Source organism: Pseudomonas sp., assembly GCF_037994325.1.
GTDB lineage: Bacteria > Pseudomonadota > Gammaproteobacteria > Pseudomonadales > Pseudomonadaceae > Aquipseudomonas.
The window spans coordinates 1-19895 of the sequence record NZ_JBBNAH010000029.1; the positions used below are offsets into that span (position 1 = coordinate 1).

Below are 19895 nucleotides of genomic sequence, written 5' to 3' on the forward strand. Positions count from 1 at the left end.
ACAACCCACTGACCCTGCAAGACCCTACCGGGTTGATGCCGTTGTTTTCGTTTCTGGATAAAAACCGCGTAGGCAGTCTTGAGCTCAACGGCAAAAACGTTGAGGTCAGAAAAAGCCCATGGAGTAACTCCTACCAGATCGGCAAAGACCCGCGCCTGACCTTTCAGCGCTCAATCGTCTCGGAACGCAACGGCATCGTGACCTTTAACCGAAGCAGCGACAGAGAAGGCTTTGCCGCCTTGTATGAGAAGTGGCAACAAGGCGAGGTAAACCTTATTCGCGGTATTTCTTCCAGCCACTTCTCCTGGAATGAAATCGTCACCGATGGCGTGGTGCGCTCCGAAGGCGATCTGGATCAACCGATGGCCACCATGGGCGGCAGCAAAACCCGCTGGTTACCGACCGCCATAGACGATGCGCCAAACCGCTTTATGGTCGCCGGTATCGCCAGGGGCAACCAAATGGAGCCGATCCGCGAGGCGATGGCCGACGAGCAGCGGGCCGGCGACGTGTTGACCGGTGCGATCTTGAAATTCACCGCCGGCAAAGACCGCCCGCTACCCATCAACTTTCTGTATGACGGCGAAATCGTGGTGCAGGGCCCGGTAAAAGCGCCGGACTTTATCGTCGACAGCGTGCTGACCGGCGATATTTTTGCCCCTATCGATGTTTCATCGCTGGGCAGCAAATACGATGAGTTGCTGCCCCTGGCGGCACCCTACCTGCCAGGTGAGGTAAAACCCGGCGATGAGGCCTATCAAGTCTACGCAGAGCTGGCGCAGCGCTACCTGGTGCGCAGTGCCGACAGCCTGAACAAAATCCGCATGCAGCTGGCCCGCCGCGATGCCGCATAACCAACAGGTGCGCCAGCCGATTGCCCGAAGCGGCGCCAAGCACGCGTATACTCGCGCCACCTTCAACCGGAGACTGCCATGACTATTTCGCTGTACGCCGCGTCCGTTCCAGTATTCAAACAAATGCTCACCAGCCTCGGCGCTGTACTGAGCAAGGCCCAAGCCCACGCCACCGCCAAAAACATCGACCCTAACGCCCTGCTCCAAGCACGCCTGTTTCCCGATATGTTCCCGCTGACCCGGCAAGTGCAAATCGCCTGCGACTTCGCCCGTGGCGTGCCCTCGCGTTTGGCCGGTGTCGATGTGCCCAAGCATGACGACGTAGAAACCACCTTCGAACAGCTGCAAGCCTTGCTAAAAGAAACCCTCGACTACCTGGGCACCTTTACCCCTGCGCAGGTCGATGGCAACGAAGAACGTGAAATCGTCACCCGCCCGGGCACGCCGAAAGAGCGCAAATTCACCGGCCAGTCGTACCTGCTGACCTATGGCCTGCAGCACTTTTTCTTCCACGTCACCACCGCCTACGCCCTGCTGCGTCATAACGGTGTGGAAGTTGGCAAGATGGATTACGTCGGTCAGCCGCAGAGCTAAGCCAAGCGGATAGTAAAAAGCCCAATCACCGATTGGGCTTTTTTATGCGTTTGTATACAGCGCTGATCCCGTAGGGTGTGCTGCGCGCACCAGGCGATTACCGCGTGTACCCCGGGGTGCGCACAGCACACCCTACGGGCTTTACCGCAGCTAGTTCTGGCAAAGAGGCACGCCTTTACGGCTTGCCCAGCTCGCCGCTCTGCCACCCGCCACCCATCGCCGTTATCAACTGCACACTGGCGGTCAAGCGGCTGCCGAGCAGGGTCAACACGGTGCGCTCGTTGGACAGTGCGGTGGTTTGCACGGTCACGACGTCGGAGAAGTCGACGGTGCCGGCGCGGTATTGGTTAAGCATCAGGCGCAGCGATTCGCGCGCGGAGTCGAGGGCTTCTTGTTGCACGCCGCTCTCTTCTTTCAGCACGTCGAGTTGGACCATATAGTCCTCCACTTCACGAAAGCCGGTGAGCACGCTCAAGCGATACGCCGCCACGGTGGCGTCGTAGCTGGCTTCGGCTTGTTCGACCCGCGAGCGGATCAGGCCGCCGTCGAACAAGGTCATGGCGAAGTCGGGGCCGATGGACCAGTAGCGGTTCGGTGTGGTCAGCAGGTTGGACAGGCTGTCGTTACGGAAACCGCCCGAGGCGCTAAGGGTGACGTCGGGGTAGTAGGCGGCTTTGTTTACGCCGATCAGGGCGTTGGCGGCGACTACGTCACGCTCGGCCGAGGCGATATCCGGGCGACGTTGCAGCAGGGTCGAGGGCACAGTGGCCGGAATTTGCGGCAGACCAGGAATGTCATTGGTTTCGGCCAGTTTAAAGGTCGACGGTGGTTCACCAACCAGCACGGCAATGGCGTTTTCCAGTTGCGCGCGTTGGTATTTCAGGTCGATGGCTTGGGCCAGGGTGCTTTTCACTTGGGTGCGCGCCTGGGCTACGTCAGCCTTGGTGACGATACCGGCGCGGTATTGGTTTTCCGCCAACTTGAAGGCTTTTTCGTAGGCGGCGACGGTGTCATCGAGCAGGCGTTTTTGCGCGTCGATCACCCGCAGTTGCAGGTAGTTTTGCGCCAGTTCCGATTGCTGGCTGAGTTTGGTGCCGGCCAGGGTGGCTTGGCTGGCGGCGGCGCTGGCGTTGTCGGATTCCAATTGGCGACGCAGTTTGCCCCACAAATCCAACTCCCAACTGACGCCAAGGCTGGCCTGGTAGCTGTCGCTGATACCGCCAGAGCTGCCGCTGCTCACCGTGGAACCGTCGGACAACGACACCGTGCCGCCACCGCCCGACGCCTGCCCCGAGCGGGTTTTGCTAAAGGCGGCGCTCAAGCTGGGGAAGAACGAAGCGCGCGCACCACGGGCCAAGGCTTGCGCTTGGCGGTATTGCGCTTCGGCCTGGGCCAAGGTTTGGTTGGAGGTTTCCAGGCGCTGTTGCAGTTGGTTCAGCGTGCTGTCGCCATACAGCTCCCACCAGGCGCCACGGTGCAGGGCATCGCTCGGCTCGGCCAGTTGCCAGCCGTCGCGCTGCTTAAAGCTGGCGGGCACGGCCACCTCAGGCTGCTGGTAGTCCGGGCCAACGGCGCAGCCTGCCACGGCTACGGCCACAGCAAGCAGCAGGCTGCGGGAATACAGGCTCATAGCGAAGTCTCCAACGAAGCATCAGTGCGCACGCCTCTGCGGCGGTTAACCCAGTGGCGCAAACGATCGAGGTACAGGTACACCACCGGTGTGGTGTAGAGAGTGAGCATTTGGCTGGCGATCAGGCCGCCGACGATGGTGATACCCAGCGGCCGGCGCAGGCCGGCATCGCCACCCACACCAAAGATCAGCGGCAACGCGCCAAGCAGCGCCGCCAAGGTGGTCATCATGATCGGCCGGAAGCGTTTTACGCAGGCTTCCAGAATCGCTTCACGGGGGGTCATGCCCAAACGGCGCTCGGCTTCCAGGGCAAAGTCGATCATCAGAATGGCGTTTTTCTTGACGATACCGATCAGCAAAATAATGCCGATCAGGGCGATCAAACTCAGCTCGCTGCGGCACAAGATCAACGCCAGCAACGCGCCGACGCCGGCCGAGGGCAGTGTCGAGAGAATGGTCAACGGGTGCACATAGCTCTCGTACAAAATGCCCAGCACGATATACACCGACACCAAGGCCAGCAGAATCAGCCAGGGCATATTGTTTTGCGTGTCCTGCACCGCGCCGGCGTTGCCTTCGAAACTGGCTTGAATATCCAGCGGCAATTGCAGCGGTTCGAGGGCCGCCATAATCGCCGTGCGGGTGGGGCCGATCTGCGCGCCGGAGGCCAGGTTGAACGACAAGGTGGTGGCCGCGAACTGGCCCTGGTGGTTAACCGACAGCGGCGCCGAGGCCGGTTCAAAGTGGCTGAACTCGGCCAGCGGCACGCTTTGCCCATCGCTACCCAGCACATACACCTGACGCAAGATTTCCGGGCTTTGCTGGTACTGCGCGCCCACTTCCATGACCACGTGGTACTGGTTTAGCGGGTTATAGATATTGGCGATCTGCCGTTGGCCAAAGGAGTTGTTCAGCACCTCGTCGACCAGGGCCATATTCACCCCCAGCGAGCCTGCGCGGTCGCGGTCGACCACCAGGCGGCTCTGCACACCTTTGTCTTGCGAATCGCTATTAAGGTCGACCACTTGCGGCAGTTTGCGCATTGCCGCTTCCACTTTCGGCGCCCATTCACGCAGCAGTTTCAGATCGTCGCTGCGCAGGGTGAACTGGTTACTGGCGTTACTATCGCGGCCACCCAGGCGCACGTCCTGGCCGGCATTGAGGTACAACGCGGCGCCGGGAATTTCAGCGAGTTTGGGGCGCAAACGGGCAAGGATGGTGTCGACATCATCGCGCTCGCCAATCGGTTTTAAGGTGACGAAAAACGAGCCGGTATTGCTCGACTGCCAACGGCCGCCACCGAGAAAACCAACGACGTTTTCAATATCCGGATCGGCGCCAAGAATGGCACGGAACTGGGCCATCTTGGTCTGCAAACCCTGGAAGGAAATGCTCTGGTCGGCAATGGCATAACCGCGCAAACGCCCGGAATCCTGCGCCGGTAAAAAGCCCTTGGGCACCACCACAAACAGGTACAGGTTGAGCACGATGCAGCCGAGCATAATCACGACCATCAACCGCGAGTGCGCCAGGGCCCACTCCAGGCTGGCCTTGTAACGGGCCATGAGGTTGAGGAAGAACTTGCTCTCCGCTTTCGGTTTTTCCTTATGCGGCTCGCTGCCACGGGCTTTTAGCAGGCGGGCGCAGAGCATGGGCGTGAGGGTCAGCGACACCAGCAGCGAGACCAGAATCGCCGCCGACAAGGTCACGGAAAACTCGCGAAACAGCCGGCCCATAATCCCGCCCATGAGCAGGATGGGGATAAACACCGCCACCAATGACAGGGTCATCGACAGCACGGTAAAGCCCACTTCGCGGGCGCCATGAATCGATGCCTCTAGCGGTGACTCACCCTCCTCGATACGCCGCGCAATGTTCTCCACCACCACAATGGCGTCGTCCACCACAAAGCCGGTGGCAACGATCAGCGCCATTAGCGACAGGTTATTCAGGGAGAAATCACACAGGTACATCACCGCAAAGGTGCCCACCAGCGACACCGGCACCGCCAAGGCGGGAATCAGCGTGGCGCGCGGGCTGCGCAGGAACATATAGACGACCAGAATCACCAGCAGCACGGAGATCACCAGGGTGATTTCCGCCTCATCCAACGAGGCGCGAATGCTCGGGCTGCGGTCGTCCATCACCGACAGTTTGACCTTGGGGCCAATCAGCTCCTGCATCTCCGGCAGCAGCGCGTGGATGGCGTCGGTGGCTTCAATAATATTGGCCCCCGGCTGGCGGGTAACGATCAGCAGCACCGCCGGGTTAGCGCCAGAGAAGCCAGCGTTACGCACGTCCTCCACCGCATTGCTGACTTGTGCGACATCGCCCAAGCGCACCGCCGCACCGGTTTCGGCGTTGTAGTGAACGATCACCGGCAGGTATTCGCTGGCCTTGCGCAGTTGGTCGTTGGCGTCCACTTGCCACTGGTACTTGTCGCCGTCGATCGAGCCTTTGGGGCCATTGGAGTTGGTGTTGGCAATCGCCGTGCGCACGCTGTCCAGCGAGATGCCGTATTTGTTTAAGGCATCCGGGTTGAGGTCGACGCGCACGGCCGGCAGCGAGCTACCGCCGATGCTGACTTGGCCAATGCCTTTCACCTGGGCCAGACGTGGCGACACCAGGGTCGAGGCCATATCGTACATCTCGCCACGGGTGTAGCTCTCGGAAGTGAGGGTGAGGACCATCACCGGCATATCCGAGGGATTGGCCTTGCGGTACGACGGCAAACTCGGCATGCCGCTGGGCAGCAGGCTGCTGGCCGCGTTGATCGCCGCCTGCACCTCGCGGGCGGCGCCGTCGATGTCCTTCTCCAGGGAGAACTGCACAATCACCGTGGTTGAGCCCAGCGAGCTGCTGGAGGTCATTTCGGTGATGCCCGCGATGCGGCCCAAGGCGCGTTCCAACGGCGTGGCCACGGACGAGGCCATGGTTTCCGGGCTGGCGCCGGGGAGCGAGGCGCTGATCATAATGGTCGGGAAATCTACCGACGGCAGCGGCGCTACCGGCAGCAGGTTGAACGACAGCCAGCCGGCCAAGAGCAGCGCCAGCGTGAGCAGCGTGGTGGCGACTGGGCGACGGATAAAGGGGGTGGAGATGCTCATGAACAGACCACCGTTTTTCCTGCAAAACCGCGATCAGCTCCCTCTCCCGCTTGCGGGAGAGGGTTGGGGTGAGGGCGCTCTGCGGCGGAGATCGGCGTCGCCCGCATCCCCCTCACCCTAGCCCTCTCCCCCAAGGGGGCGAGGGGACGGACGGAGGTGGCCGCCAAGACACGCTGGGCTCCCCTCGCCCGCTTGCGGGAGAGGGGCTGGGGGTGAGGGCAAGCCGCCACGCAATTCATCATGACTGCACCGACATATCCAACCCACGCTTCTTACGCCACGCATTCCAACGCCCGGCCATACGATCAAACGCGAGGTAAATAACGGGCGTGGTAAACAGCGTTAACACCTGGCTCAGTAGCAAGCCACCGACCATGGCAATCCCCAACGGCCGGCGCAATTCCGCCCCGGCGCCGGCCGCCAGCATCAGCGGCAAGGCACCGAGCAACGCGGCCAAGGTGGTCATCAAAATCGGCCGAAAGCGCAGCAAGCATGCTTGGTAAATCGCATCCGCCGCGTTCATGCCTTGGTTGCGTTCAGCATCCAGGGCGAAGTCGATCATCATGATCGCGTTCTTTTTCACAATGCCGATCAGCAGGATGATGCCGATGATCGCCACGATGCCGATCTCCTCCCCCGCCACCATCAACGCCAGCAGCGCGCCGACACCCGCCGAGGGCAAGGTGGAAAGGATGGTCACCGGGTGGATAAAGCTCTCGTAGAGAATGCCCAGCACGATATACATGGTCACCACCGCCGCCAGAATCAGCAGCAAGGTGCTCGACAGCGAGGTTTCAAACGCCAGCGCAGCACCGCGGAAGCTAGTCTGCACGCCAACAGGCAGTTGCATGTCCTGCTCCACCGCACGAATCGCTTCTACCGCCGCGCTTAGCGACACATTGGGTGCCAGGTTGAACGACAACGTCGCGGCCGGGAACTGCGAGATATGGTTGATCGCCAGCAGCGTATTGCGCTCTTCAATACTCGCCAGCGACGACAAGCGCACCTGGGTGCCCTCGCTGCTGCTGACGTAGAGGTTTTCCAGCGACTGTGGCCCCAGTTGGAATTGCGGCGCCACTTCCAGCACCACGCGGTATTGGGTGGCCTGGGTAAAGATGGTGGAAATCAGCCGTTGGCCAAAGGCGTTGTACAGCGCGCTGTCGACATCGGCCAACGACACGCCCAAACGCGAGGCGGCATCGCGGTCGATATTGACGAAGGCTTGCAGGCCTTTGTCTTGCCAGTCGCTGGCCACGTCCGCCAGTTCCGGCAATTGCTGCAAGCGCTCCACCAGCAGCGGCACCCACTTGGCCAAAACATCGGGGTCGGAGTCTTGCAGGGTGAATTGGTATTGGGTGCGCGCCACGCGGTCTTCAATGGTCAGGTCTTGCACCGGTTGCAGGTACATACGAATACCGGAGATTTTATCCAGCTCTGGCTGCAGGCGGCGGATCACTTCGCTGGCGCTGACATCGCGCTCGCTATGGGGCTTGAGGTTGATCAGCATGCGCCCGGTGTTTAGCGTGGCGTTGCTGCCGTCCACGCCAATATACGAGCTGAGGCTGGCCACCGCCGGGTCACTCAGCACGGCTTTGGACAGCTCTTGCTGACGTGCGGCCATGGCTTTAAACGAAATAGACTGCGGCGCTTCGGCAATCGCCTGAATCACGCCGGTGTCCTGCACCGGAAAGAAGCCTTTGGGCATAAAGGTGTAGAGCACAGCGGTGAGCACCAGGGTGCCCAAGGCCACCAGCAACGTCAGCGGCTGATGGCGCAACACCACACGCAGGGCACGGCCATAGGCGGCGATCAAGCGCTCAATCACCCGGCCAGCGGCGCGGGCAAATGGGCCGTGTTTTTCTTCGGGAATATGCTTGAGCAATTTGGCGCAGAGCATCGGCGTCAGGGTCAGCGACACCACGCCGGAGATCAAAATCGCCACCGCCAGGGTGATGGCAAATTCACGGAACAAGCGCCCCGCTACATCGCCCATAAACAGCAGCGGAATCAGTACGGCGATCAGCGAAAAGGTCAGGGAAATAATGGTGAAGCCAATCTGCTTGGAGCCTTTCAGCGCAGCCTCCAGCGGCGTATCGCCCTCCTCCAGATAACGGCTGATGTTTTCCACCATAACGATGGCATCGTCCACCACAAAACCAGTGGCGATGGTCAGCGCCATCAGCGACAAGTTGTTGACCGAAAACCCCGCTAAATACATCACGCCAAAGGTGCCGATCAGCGACAGCGGTACGGCCAAACTGGGAATCAGCGTGGCGGAAAAACTGCGCAGGAACAGAAAGGTCACCATCACCACCAAGGCAATGGCCAGCACCAGTTCAAACTGCACATCGCTTACCGAGGCGCGAATGGTGGTGGTGCGGTCGGTGAGCACCTGCACATCCAAACTGCCCGGCAGGCTGGCCTGCAATTGCGGCAGCATGGCTTTGATGCTGTCGACCACCTTGATCACGTTGGCACCCGGTTGGCGCTGAATATTCAGCACCACCGCTGGCGTTTCATTGGCCCAGGCGGCCAGGCGGGTGTTCTCGGCGGCGTCGTCAACGCTGGCGACATCCTTCAGGCGCAGCGGTGCGCCGTTTTGGTAGGCAACGATCAGCTCGCGATAAGCCGAGGCGGATTTCAGTTGGTCGTTGGCATCCAGGGTCGAGGCACGGGTGGGGCCGTCGAAACTGCCTTTGGGGCCATTGAGGTTGTTGTTGGAAACCGTGGTGCGCAGTGTGTCGAGGTTTAGCCCCGCCGCCGCCAGCGCCGACGGGTTAGCGCGAATGCGCACCGCTGGGCGCTGGCCGCCGCTGATGCTGACCAAACCAACGCCGGAGATTTGCGAAATTTTCTGCGCCAGGCGCGTGTCCACCAGGTCCTGAACCTGCGGCAGCGGCAAGTTACTGGAGGTGATCGCCAAGGTCAGAATCGGCGCATCGGCCGGGTTTACTTTGCTGTACGACGGTTGGTACGGCAGGTCATTGGGCAGCAGGCTGCTGGCGCTATTGATCGCCGCCTGTACTTCCTGCTCCACCACATCGAGGTTGCTCTCCAGGGTGAATTGCAGGGTGATCACCGAGGAACCACCGGAGCTACTGGAGGACATTTCATTCAGGCCGGCGATCTGCCCCAGCTGGTTTTCCAGCGGCGCGGTGACCGACGACGTCATGATTTCCGGGCTGGCGCCGGGGTACGAGGTGACCACTTGAATGGTCGGGTAATCCACTTCCGGCAGCGCCGAGATCGGCAGAAAGCGGTAGGCGATAATCCCCGACAGTAGAATCGCCACCATCAACAGCGTGGTCGCTACCGGCCGCAGAATAAACGGGCGCGACGGGTTCATTGCGCGGCTCCGTCCTTGCCTTGTGGCGCGGCATCACCTTGGCCAAAGGGCTTTTGCCCGGTTTCTTCGCTGACTTCTTTTTTCACCTGTTCCGGCGCCGCCACACGCACGGCCATGCCATCACGCAGGCGGTCGGTGCCTTCCACCACCACCTGCTCGTCGACGTTCAGGCCCTTCTCCACCACCACCCGCTCACCTTCGCTGGTGCCGAGGGTAACGCTGCGTTGCAGCACTTTATCGCCCTCACCCAACACGTAAACGTAGGTGCCATCGTTACCACGCTGCACGGCGTTGGCCGGAATCAGCAGCACGTCGTGCAGGGTTTCGGCGAGCAGGCGCACGTTGACGAACTGGTTGGGAAACAAGGAGCGGTCGGCGTTTTCGAACTTGGCTTTGAGCTTGACCGTGCCGGTGGTGGTGTCGATCTGGTTGTCCAGGGTGATCAACTCGCCGGTGGCCAGGGTTACATCTTTATTGCGGTCCAGGGCTTCCACCGGCAAGGCTTTGGCTTGGTTGATTTGCGCGGCGACGGTGCCCAGCTGTTGCTGCGGCAAACTGAACACCACGGCAATCGGTTTGACCTGGGTAATCACCACCAAGGGCGTGGTGTCGCTGGAAGTGACCAGGTTACCGACGTCGACCTGGCGCAAGCCCAAGCGGCCGCTAATCGGCGCGCGCACTTCGGTAAAGGCCAGGTTGAGCTTGGCGTCGTCGACCTGGCCCTGGTTGGTTTTCAGCGTGCCTTGGTATTGGTTCAGCAGCGCGGCCTGGGTGTCCAGGGTTTGCTTGGCGATGGAGTCTTCGGCGTACAAGCCTTTGTAGCGGTCCAAGTCGATCTGCGCGTTTTTCAACTGCGCCTGGTTTTGCTGCAAGGTGCCTTCGGCTTGAGCCAGGGCGGCGCGGTACGGGCGTGGGTCGACCACAGCGAGCAGATCGCCGGCCTTCACTTCCTGGCCTTCGGTAAACAGCACCTTGACCAGTTCGCCATTGACCCGTGGTTTGACGTTGACCGTGGCAAACGCAGTTACCGTGCCCAAGGCGTGATAATGCACATCAAGGTCACTGCGCTGCACCTTGGCCACGCTAACGGTCATACCCGCCGCTGCGCCAGGTGGGCCCATGCCCGGGCGTCCGCGCACCTTGCCTTCAGGGCCGCCAGTGCTTTTTTCAGCAGACAACCAGATAACCAACAACACCACACCAGCGAAGGCAGCGGCAGTGATCAACCAAGGGCGAAGGGTACGAAAGGTCATGGGCATCATCGATTGCGAAATTCGAGCCCGCACGATAAGCACTGAAACGTCTGACGGAAAGCCTCTTTACCGGCTTTTTACCTATCTCTGACCTTTTCCTAAGCAATTGACCCACAAATGAAAACGGCCTGTCTAAACAGGCCGTTCAAGTATTACCGGGTGTTGCTTAAGTGTTTACTTCAGAACAGCAGTTGCCGCTTCGTAATTCGGCTCGGAACCGATCTCGGCGACCAGCTCGCTGTGCAGCACCTTGTCGTTTTCATCCAGCACGACAACGGCGCGGGCAGCAACGCCAGCCAGTGGGCCGTTGGCGATGGCAACGCCGTAGTCTTTGAGGAACTCAGCACCGCGCATGGTCGACAGATTGACCACGTTTTGCAGGCCTTCGGCGCCGCAGAAACGCGCTTGGGCGAACGGCAGGTCGGCGGAAATGCACAGCACCACGGTGTTGGCCAGGTTGCTTGTTTCAGCGTTGAACTTGCGTACCGAGGTGGCGCAGGTTGGGGTATCAACGCTTGGGAAAATGTTCAGCACTTTGCGTTTGCCGGCCAGGCTGGCCAGGGTGACATCGCTCAGATCAGCGCCAACCAGGCTGAACGCCGGAGCTTTCTGGCCAGCTTGCGGCAGCTCGCCAGTGACTTGAATCGGGTTGCCTCGCAGGGTTACTTGGGCCATGAACTGGATCCTTTTTTGTTGAATGGTGAGGGGCAACGAGTTAACCACGAAAGGCATGACGCGGGAATGACCGGATTATGCAAAGCAAACACCGTCCGCTCGTAGGGTGTGCTGTGCGCACCAAGCGATATCTGCACGCTCCACGATTTAAAAATCGCGTTTGTAGAAAATATCCAACGAGCTGGCCAAACCACTGGCCGCTTCCACGTACACCCGTTTGCTCAATTCATAACGCAGGGCAATGGTGCTCGCCGGCTCAAACACGCCCACGCCATAACGCAGGCTTAAGCGCTCCGAAAGATTACCGCTGGCCACCACGCTGGTTTGCGCGCCGGTACCGCCGGTGTCCAGCTGAAAATCGCTGATGCCCAAGCGCTGGGCCATTTCGCTGGTCACCCCTGAGCTGCCCATCAAGCCCAAGCCCAGCGCCGCTTCGGCAAGCATATTGTTGTCGCCACTGCCGCTGCTGGCTGGGCGCCCCAGCACCAGGTAAGACAGCGCCTGCTGTTGGCTCATGGCCGGTTCGGAAAACACCGTGGTGGTCGGTTGTTCGGCGTTGCCGCTGATACGTAAACCGGCAGTGACGCTATCGACCTGGCGAATCGCTTCAACGTCCAGATACGGCTGATCAATCGGCCCGGCAAACAGCAACCGCGCGCGGCGCATGGTCAGGCGCTGGCCGTAGGCGCGGTAGCGGCCTTTGTTCAGGGTTAGCTCACCTCGGGTGTCGAGGTTGTCGCCCATATGCAGTTGCCCCGCCAGTTCGGCACTCAAGCCAAAGCCATTAAAGGTCAGCGGCGGTTGATCTTTTTCGGCGCCAACGCTGATGTCGATATCCATGGCCATCGGCTGCGCCTGCCGCGCTTCGGGGTCGTGGGCACCGACCACTTGGGCATCGCCGGAAACCTGCACGGTGGACGGCGGTAACTGGCGAATTTCGATTTTGCCGCGCGGCACCTGCACCTTGCCCTTTATCGACAAACGCTCATCGACCAGACGTACATTCAAGTCCGGATGCACTTCCAGATTGGCATAGGGCTCAACCACCACCGGCAGACGGCTACCGACGACATGCAGGTCAACGTCCAAACCATTGGCCCAGGCCAATTGCCCACTCAAGCTACCCTCGCCCGCTTCACCGCTGTGCCAGTTGCTGGTCAATTGCAGGCGCTCGCCCACGATCAAGGCTTCGGCCTGCAAGCCTTGCACGCTGACCGGCAATTCGCTGCCCGCTACCTCGCCGTCCCTGACCAGCAATCGGCCGTTAATTTGCGGTGCCAACAAACCGCCCGCCAAGGTGCCGCTGCCGTTCAAGTGCCCGGTTAGGCGTTCCACCATCGGCACAAACGGCCGCGCCACGCTCAGGTCGAGCCCAGCCAAATTAAAGGTGCCGGAGAGGGGTTTACTCGCCGGCCGTGGATCGAGTTGCGCGTTCAAGGTCAGTTGGCCCAATTTCGGCCCATGAAAGTCCAACTGCGAGTCGACCCGTTGCGGGCGCAATTGGCTTACCAGGCTAAAGCGGTCATAGGGCAGATCCAGCCACTGGCCGTTTTCGCGCACACGCAAGTTGCCGCTGCCCAGGTCCAGGCGAATATCGCCGCTGGGGCCGTTGGCGGGCAGGTCGAGTTTGAAGTCGGCATTCAGTTGCCCTTGCCAGGCGAAGTCTGCCGGCCACCACTGCGCCAGGGTTTGCATCGGGAAATCGCGCAGGCGCCAGCGCAAACGTGGTTCCGGCAACAAGCGCTGATCATCGCCACACAAGCTTGCCGCCCCGCTCTGCCAGCAATGTGCGCCGAGGGTGAGTTGGCCGTTGGCCAAGCGCTGCAACGGCGCCGCCTGCTGCAAGCGCCACACCTGCCCGGCACTTTGCACCTCGCCGCTGGCAATGCGTCCGCGCCAGTCGAAGTCTGGCGCCAGGCTGCCATCGGCGGCCAGCTCCAGCTTGAGCTTGGGGCCATCCAGATCAAGGCTCAGCCGTTGCTGCTGGCGATTGCCGTTGCCTTGCAGGTGCAGGCGGCCGAGGTCGGTGTCGCCGTTTTTAATGCCAGTACCGGTCAGCTCCAACGTGCCGCGTTGTGCACCATCCAGGCTTGCTGCCACGTCGAGGGTCGCCAGCTTTTGCTGTTGATAGCCGAGCTGCGTGCCTTGCAATTTCAACTGCCCCTGCGGCGCTTGCAGGCTGCCGGCCAGGTTTACTTGGCCTTGCAACTGCCCAACCAACTGCGGCCACAGTTGGCCCAAACGCGGCATGGCGATGCTCAGCTGCCCGGCCAACCGCTGCTCCAACGTGGCCTGCCCCGTCACCCGGTTATCGCCCAAGCGCACGTCGAGTTTATCCACCTGCCAGCGTTCACCGGCGCCAGCGGCGTTAACTTGCAACAGCGCCGGTTGGCCACGCAGGCGGCCGGTCAATTCCAGGTCGGCATTCAGTTTTAATTGCTCGCGGTACTCGCCCTGGCTGCGCAAGGTGCCACCAAGGGTGCCGGGTAATTCCGCCAGCCAGTAGGCCGGATTGAGCTGGCTCAGTTGCAGGCGGCTGTCCCAGTTGAGGCCATCGGCAAAGCCAATCGTCACTTGCCCTTCGGCCTTGCCCTGCCCGGCTTGCAGCAGCAGGCTGACCAGGTGCACTTGGCTGAGGTCGCCACTGACCGGGCTGCTGACACTGAACGCGCCGGCCGGGCCATCAAGCTCGGCGGCAAAGTTACCGAGGTAGTTGCCGTCTTGATAATGCACTTGGCCGGTGAGCTGATGCAGGCTTACGGCTGGCTCTTGCACATCCGGCAACAGGCGGCGCCAGGGGAAATCCAGCCAGGTGAATTGGGCGTCGGCGCTCAAGGCGTGTTGCCAGTCCAACGTACCGCTAAGGGTAATGTGCTGCTGCTCTTCGGGCTGCAAGGTCAGGGCCTGAATATCCGCGCCACTGGCCGTCACCAACCCGGCCAAGGTCAGCGGTATATCACCGCCCTGCGCCGCCAGCCCGGCGCTGCCGTTGACTTGGTAGCCTGCCGTCAAGGTGCCCGCCGCGCTGAGTTCAATGGCGTGCAGCTCCGGCACCTCGGCACTGGCTAAAAATTGCTCGGCCGTCACCTGTACCTGCGCCGGCAAGCCTTCGGCCAGCGGCTGCACATGGCCTTGTAGCTGTGCATTCAGGTAACCGCTGCTCTGCGCTGTTACGGCCAGGCTGTTAAGCAAATCGCCCTGCACGTGCAGCGCCAACTGCCAGGGCTTTTGCTCCGGCGCCGGCAGTTGCACGCGGCCCTCAAGGTTGAGCGGCCACTGGCCTTGCGGAGTAAGCAAACCGTGTACGTCCAACGTCACGCCATTGCTGCTGCCTTGCAGGCGCTCGATGGCCAACCCCGCCGCTGTCCAGTGCGCCAATACATCCAGCTGACTGGCCTGCTCAGCGCCGTTGTAGACAATGCTGCCGAGTTGAATATCGCCCAGTTGCACGGCCAGCGGCAGTTGGAGATCGGGCAGGCTTAGCGGCGCGTTATCGGCGCTAGCGCTGGCGGCAAATTGCAGGTTGAGTTGCCCGGCATGCACCTGGTCCAGGCACAGCGTCAGCTTAAGTAAGCAGGATGGCGACCAGTCAAAGCGCACGTCGGTCAACGCCACCTGATCATCGGCTTGCTGCCACACCAGGCTGTCAGCGCTCCACGCCCCGCCCAAGTGCCCGTTAAACGCCTGCACCTGCAATCCCGGCACCTGCGCCAACAGCCAGCGGCTGCCGGCCCCGGTGCCGAGCAGCACGGTTACGGCCAGTAGCAGAACCAGCAGCAATGCCAACAGCCCTAGGGCAACACGCTTAAGCCAGGTCATAGCTCTGGCCCCATGGAAAAGTGCAGGCGCACGCCGCCGTCATCGTCCAGCGCATGGGCCAGATCCAGGCGGATCGGCCCCACTGGCGAGATCCAGCGAATGCCCATACCCACGCCGGTTTTCAACGTGGGAATTTCCAGGTTTTGGAAGGAATTGCCCTGGTCGACAAACGCCGCCCAACGCCAGCGCTCGGCAAAGGAATATTGGTACTCGACGCTGCCGGCCACCAGGTAGCGGCCACCGATGCGGTCGCCCCGGTCGTTTTCCGGCGACAGCGATTGGTAGTCGTAGCCGCGCACGCTCTGGTCGCCGCCGGCAAAAAAGCGCAGCGACGGCGGCACGGCTTTGTAGTCGTCGGTCAGGCTACCGCCAAACTGCAACCGCCCAAGAAAACGGTGCTTGTCCCATAGCGTGGTCAGGCCCTTGGCCAACACCGTGCCGTAAACCAGGTTGCTATCGGAGACCAGCCCATCCTTGGCCACCGAGCCTTCAAATTGCAGGCGGTAGCCGTTGCGGGGGTCGATGGCGTTGTCGCTGTGCAGGTAGGAATAACTCGCCCCGGGCATCAGCAAGGTGCTTAGGCCACTGTCGTTGCCCAGGCGATACTCCTCGCGCTGCAGCTTGACCGACAACACCTGCTGCCAGCCGCTGTCGAGCTTGCTATGCCACTCGGGGCCAACAGTGAGCAGGCGGCTCAGGCTGTCGGTATTGGCCAGTTCTTCATACTGGTAGCCGGCAGCCAGGCGGGTTTTATCGGTGAGTGGCGGGTTGCCAGGAATGTCATAAAACACGCCGACGTTTTGCCTGGGCGCCGACAGCTCCATTTCCGTGCCCCAGCTATGGCCCTCGGGGTTTAGCCAATGACGGGTCCAGTTGAGTTTGGCGCGCGGCCCGACGTCGGTGGAGAAGCCCACGCCAACGCCCATGGTCCGAGGCTTGCGGGTGATCAGCTCAATCTTTACTGGAATCTGCTCGCCGCTGGCTTGGGTCGGCGCGGCATCAACCCGCACGCTTTCGAAATAGCCGCTGCCTTGCAGGTTTTGGTAGAGCTTGGCGATCAGGTCGGCGTCATACGCGGTGCCCGGTTTAAACGGCACCATACGTTGCAGCAATTGCTCATCAAAGGTTTCGTCGCCGGTGAATTGGCTGGAGCCAAAGTAATAACGCGGACCGCTGGCGTAGATCAGTTCAACATCCGCCACCCCGGCCTGCGGGTCGATGGCCAAACGCTGACTGGTAAAGCGCCCGCTGAAAAAGCCGTAGCGCGAGGCCTGGTTCTGGATCAGGCGTTTGGCGTCTTCGTAGTGGCCATGATTCAGCACCGCAGCGGCGGTGAGCTGCGTGCTTTTCGGCACGCGGAAGGCTGGCAATTGTGCGGCGGGGCCGTCGATGCGCACGGTGACATTACGCAGGTGCACCGGCTCGCCCGGATCAATGCTAATAATCAGGCGCGGGCCTTTGCTGTTATGGGTGACCTCGGTATCGATCTGCGCCTGGTAATAACCCAGCGCCTCCACCGCCTTGCGCGCCTGTAACTCGGCGCCGCGACTGAAGCGTTGCAACGCCGCTTCATCGCGCTCGCCGAGGTCACCGACATAGCCGATGACATTGGCCTTGAGCGGCGCATTGGCCGGTTTGATACGCACGCTTAATTGCGTCTGAGCGAGGGCTGCCGTGCTGGTGAACCACAGCAGCAAAGCCAGCCCAGCTGTTCGGTAAAAAGTCATGGGGCCGGATGCTAACACGGGTGGTGCGGCATTCCAGAGCGGTCAGCCGCCCCCACTCAGGCGCTGGCGCGCGCCACCTGCTGGGGGTTGGCGTGGAAAAACACGTGCTCGCGAATCGGTCCTACCGCTACTTCGCCAATTTCCTCGTAACCCTGGCGTTTATAGAAGTCGAGATAACGCGGGTTCCCGGTGTCGAGCACCACCCCCAGGGAAGACTCGTCCTCAGCGCACCAGTTATGCAGCGCTTCCAGCAACTGTTCGCCCAGGTGTTTGCCCTGAAATTCCGGGTGCACACCCAGCAGCGGCAGCACGTGATAAGGCCCAGGTGGCAGGCAGGCGAGTACGGCATCGTGGTACTGCAGATAGCGTTTGGTGCAGCGCAGGCCGGTGGTCAGCAACATACGCAAACGCCAGCTCCAACTTTCGGTGATATCCAGACGGCGCTGCGGCGGTGCGATAAGGGCCAGGGCCACCAAGCGGTCGTTGATCACCAGGCCGATGGCGGGCAGATCTTCAAGGAAATGCCGATTCACCAGTTCGCGCACCGTGGCGCGCACGCGCTGGTCGTAGCCGGGGCGCTCGGATTCAAAGAGGTAAGCAAAGGTCGGCTCATGGCGATAAGCGTGGTACAGCAGGGAGCGCGCTTCACGAACAAAGCTGCTATCGAGCAAGCGCATTTCAGCAGCGGGAATGGCAAAGGACGTCGGCATGCACGGTAACCTCGGTTGCCTGCCATGCTGGGGACCAGACGGCGGCTTTTATTGTTATACGGACCGACCTCACGTTAGCAGCCAGGCCGCCACCCCGCCACACGTAGGGTGTGCTGCGCGCACCAGGTGATCCCTGCAAACGCAGTGCTGCATCGCTACCTTCACTGGCCGCATCGCCAGGCATCGGCTAGCATCGCAGGCTTTCTCGTCTGTCTGTTTAGGATCCGCCGCCCATGAAGATCGTCTCCTTCAACATCAACGGCCTGCGCGCCCGCCCCCATCAATTGGCGGCACTGATCGAAAAACACCAGCCAGATGTGATCGGTCTGCAAGAAACCAAAGTCGCCGACGAGCAATTCCCTTTTGCTGAAATCCAAGCCCTCGGCTACCAGGTGCACTGGCACGGGCAGAAAGGCCACTACGGCGTAGCGTTGCTGTCGCGCCAGGCGCCGTTGGAACTGCACAAAGGCTTTCCCGGCGATGAAGAAGAGGCCCAGCGGCGTTTTATCTACGGCACCTTTGCCGATGAAAACGGCCAGCCGGTCACCGTGATGAACGGCTACTTCCCCCAAGGCGAAAGCCGCGACCACCCCACCAAATTCCCCGCTAAACAGCGCTTTTACGCCGACCTGCAAACCTTGCTCACCAACCAGTTCAGCCCCGAGCAGGCAGTGGTGGTGATGGGTGATATCAATATTTCCCCGCAAGACATCGACATCGGCATTGGCGAAGAGAACCGCAAACGCTGGCTGAAAACCGGCAAGTGCAGCTTCTTGCCGGAAGAGCGCGAATGGCTAGCCACCCTGAAAAGCTGGGGCCTGGTCGACAGCTTCCGCCACCTGCACCCGGAAGTGAACGACCGCTTCAGCTGGTTCGACTACCGCAGCCGCGGCTTTGAAGACGAGCCCAAACGCGGCCTGCGTATCGACGTCATCCTCGCCAGCGCGCCATTGCAAGCGCGCATCAAAGACGCCGGCATCGACTACGACCTGCGCGGCATGGAAAAGCCCTCCGACCATGCGCCGATTTGGTTGGAATTGGGCTAAGAGGCTCGTTAACCGTTAGATCGCTTGGTGCGCGCAGCACACCCTACGAGCGTTGTCGCGCCGCGCCGCGCAAACCACAAACCGTAGGGTGTGCTGTGCGCACCATTACGCGGTCACTCAGGAAAAAACCGGTTAGCCACCCTTCTCAACCCAAGGTTTTCCCGTAAGGTCGCGCCTTCGTACTGTTGGCGAAACAGGCCTTGGCGTTGCAGCTCGGGCACAACGAGTTCAACGAAGTCATCCACGCCACCGGGCAAATGGGTAAACAGAATATTGAAGCCGTCGGCGGCGCCTTCGTAATACCAGGCGGCGAGTTCGTCGACGATCTGTGTCGGTGTGCCCACCAACAACCGATGGCCACCCGCACCGAGGGTGCGCAGCAATTGCCCTACGGTGGGCCGTTCGCGGTGGATCAGGTCGAGCACCAGTTGTTGGCGGCTTTTGTGCCGTTCGGTGCCCGGCGTTTGCGTGGGCAAGGGTACCGGCGCATCCAGTGGCAAGGCGGCGAGGTCGATGCCCAGGTCGAGGAGAAAACTCAGTTGTTTTAACGCGGACTGCGGCTCGACCAGTTCCAGCAATTGCTCATGTTTTTCTTCGGCTTCGCTGGCGCTACGACCGACGATGGGCGATACGCCGGGGAAGATTTTTAGCGAGTCCGGCGCGCGGCCATAGCGGTCCAGGCGCTGGTGCAAGTCGGTATAAAAAGCGCGGGCTTCGCTTAAGGTTTGCTGCGCGGTAAACACCAGTTCGGCGCTACGGGCAGCCAGTTCGCGGCCCGATTCAGAGGAACCGGCTTGGGCGATGACGGGCCAGCCTTGCACCGGCCTTGGCGCGTTTAGCGGGCCTTGTACTTGGAAATGGCGGCCACGGTGATTAAGGACGTGCATACGTGCCACATCCAGCCATTGGCCGCTGCTTTTATTCAGCGTAAAGGCATCGTCGGCCCAGCTGTCCCACAGGCCGGTGACCACATCGTAGAACTCGCGCGCCCGCGCATAGCGGTCGCCGTGCTCCATGTGCTCCGTGAGCCCGAAGTTCAACGCCGCGTCGGGATTGGAGGTGGTGACGATATTCCAGCCCGCGCGCCCGCCGCTGATGTGGTCGAGCGAAGCAAACCGGCGCGCGATATGGTAG

The 19895-nt window shown here is 61.2% G+C and carries 12 protein-coding genes; 3 read left to right on the forward strand and 9 right to left on the reverse strand.

The window, feature by feature from the left end:
- On the forward strand, positions 1-854 hold an 854-nt coding region (locus AAAB16_RS00925; RefSeq protein ID WP_340661635.1), incomplete at its 5' end, for a hypothetical protein.
- A 78-nt stretch (positions 855-932) separates the two neighbouring features.
- Positions 933-1448 (forward strand): DUF1993 domain-containing protein, encoded by a 516-nt coding sequence (locus tag AAAB16_RS00930; RefSeq protein ID WP_340661636.1) that lies wholly within the window; start codon positions 933-935, stop codon positions 1446-1448.
- 175 nt (positions 1449-1623) lie between these two features.
- On the opposite strand, the gene AAAB16_RS00935 is transcribed toward AAAB16_RS00930, so the two are convergent.
- The 8 genes from AAAB16_RS00935 to AAAB16_RS00970 form a co-directional block, all read right to left on the reverse strand.
- On the reverse strand, positions 1624-3078 hold the full coding sequence (locus tag AAAB16_RS00935; protein ID WP_340661637.1) for an efflux transporter outer membrane subunit: 1455 nt from the start codon (positions 3076-3078) through the stop codon (positions 1624-1626).
- Positions 3075-6185 (reverse strand): multidrug efflux RND transporter permease subunit, encoded by a 3111-nt coding sequence (locus AAAB16_RS00940; protein ID WP_340661638.1) that lies wholly within the window; start codon positions 6183-6185, stop codon positions 3075-3077. Before AAAB16_RS00940 ends, AAAB16_RS00935 begins: the two co-directional genes overlap by 4 nt.
- Positions 6186-6423: 238 nt before the next feature.
- Complete coding sequence (locus tag AAAB16_RS00945; protein WP_340661639.1) at positions 6424-9531, reverse strand: MdtB/MuxB family multidrug efflux RND transporter permease subunit; 3108 nt, start codon at positions 9529-9531, stop codon at positions 6424-6426.
- Positions 9528-10784, reverse strand: a complete 1257-nt coding sequence (locus AAAB16_RS00950) for an MdtA/MuxA family multidrug efflux RND transporter periplasmic adaptor subunit (protein WP_340661640.1) — start codon at positions 10782-10784, stop codon at positions 9528-9530. Before AAAB16_RS00950 ends, AAAB16_RS00945 begins: the two co-directional genes overlap by 4 nt.
- A gap of 174 nt (positions 10785-10958) precedes the next feature.
- On the reverse strand, positions 10959-11459 hold the full coding sequence (gene tpx, locus AAAB16_RS00955) for a thiol peroxidase (protein ID WP_340661641.1): 501 nt from the start codon (positions 11457-11459) through the stop codon (positions 10959-10961).
- Between the two features lie 147 nt (positions 11460-11606).
- A complete protein-coding gene (locus AAAB16_RS00960; protein ID WP_340661642.1) occupies positions 11607-15278 on the reverse strand; it encodes a translocation/assembly module TamB domain-containing protein in 3672 nt (1223 codons plus the stop codon).
- Positions 15275-17005, reverse strand: a complete 1731-nt coding sequence (locus AAAB16_RS00965; protein WP_340661643.1) for an autotransporter assembly complex family protein — start codon at positions 17003-17005, stop codon at positions 15275-15277. The genes AAAB16_RS00960 and AAAB16_RS00965 overlap by 4 nt, the downstream gene beginning before the upstream one ends.
- A 56-nt stretch (positions 17006-17061) precedes the next feature.
- Entirely contained in the window at positions 17062-17715 is a 654-nt protein-coding gene (locus tag AAAB16_RS00970; protein ID WP_340661644.1) for a GNAT family N-acetyltransferase, read from the reverse strand.
- 233 nt (positions 17716-17948) lie between these two features.
- On the opposite strand from AAAB16_RS00970, the gene xthA reads away from it, so the two are divergent.
- Entirely contained in the window at positions 17949-18761 is an 813-nt protein-coding gene (xthA, locus tag AAAB16_RS00975) for an exodeoxyribonuclease III (protein ID WP_340661645.1), read from the forward strand.
- 113 nt (positions 18762-18874) lie between these two features.
- On the opposite strand, the gene AAAB16_RS00980 is transcribed toward xthA, so the two are convergent.
- On the reverse strand, positions 18875-19895 hold a 1021-nt coding region (locus AAAB16_RS00980), incomplete at its 5' end, for an NtaA/DmoA family FMN-dependent monooxygenase (protein ID WP_340661646.1).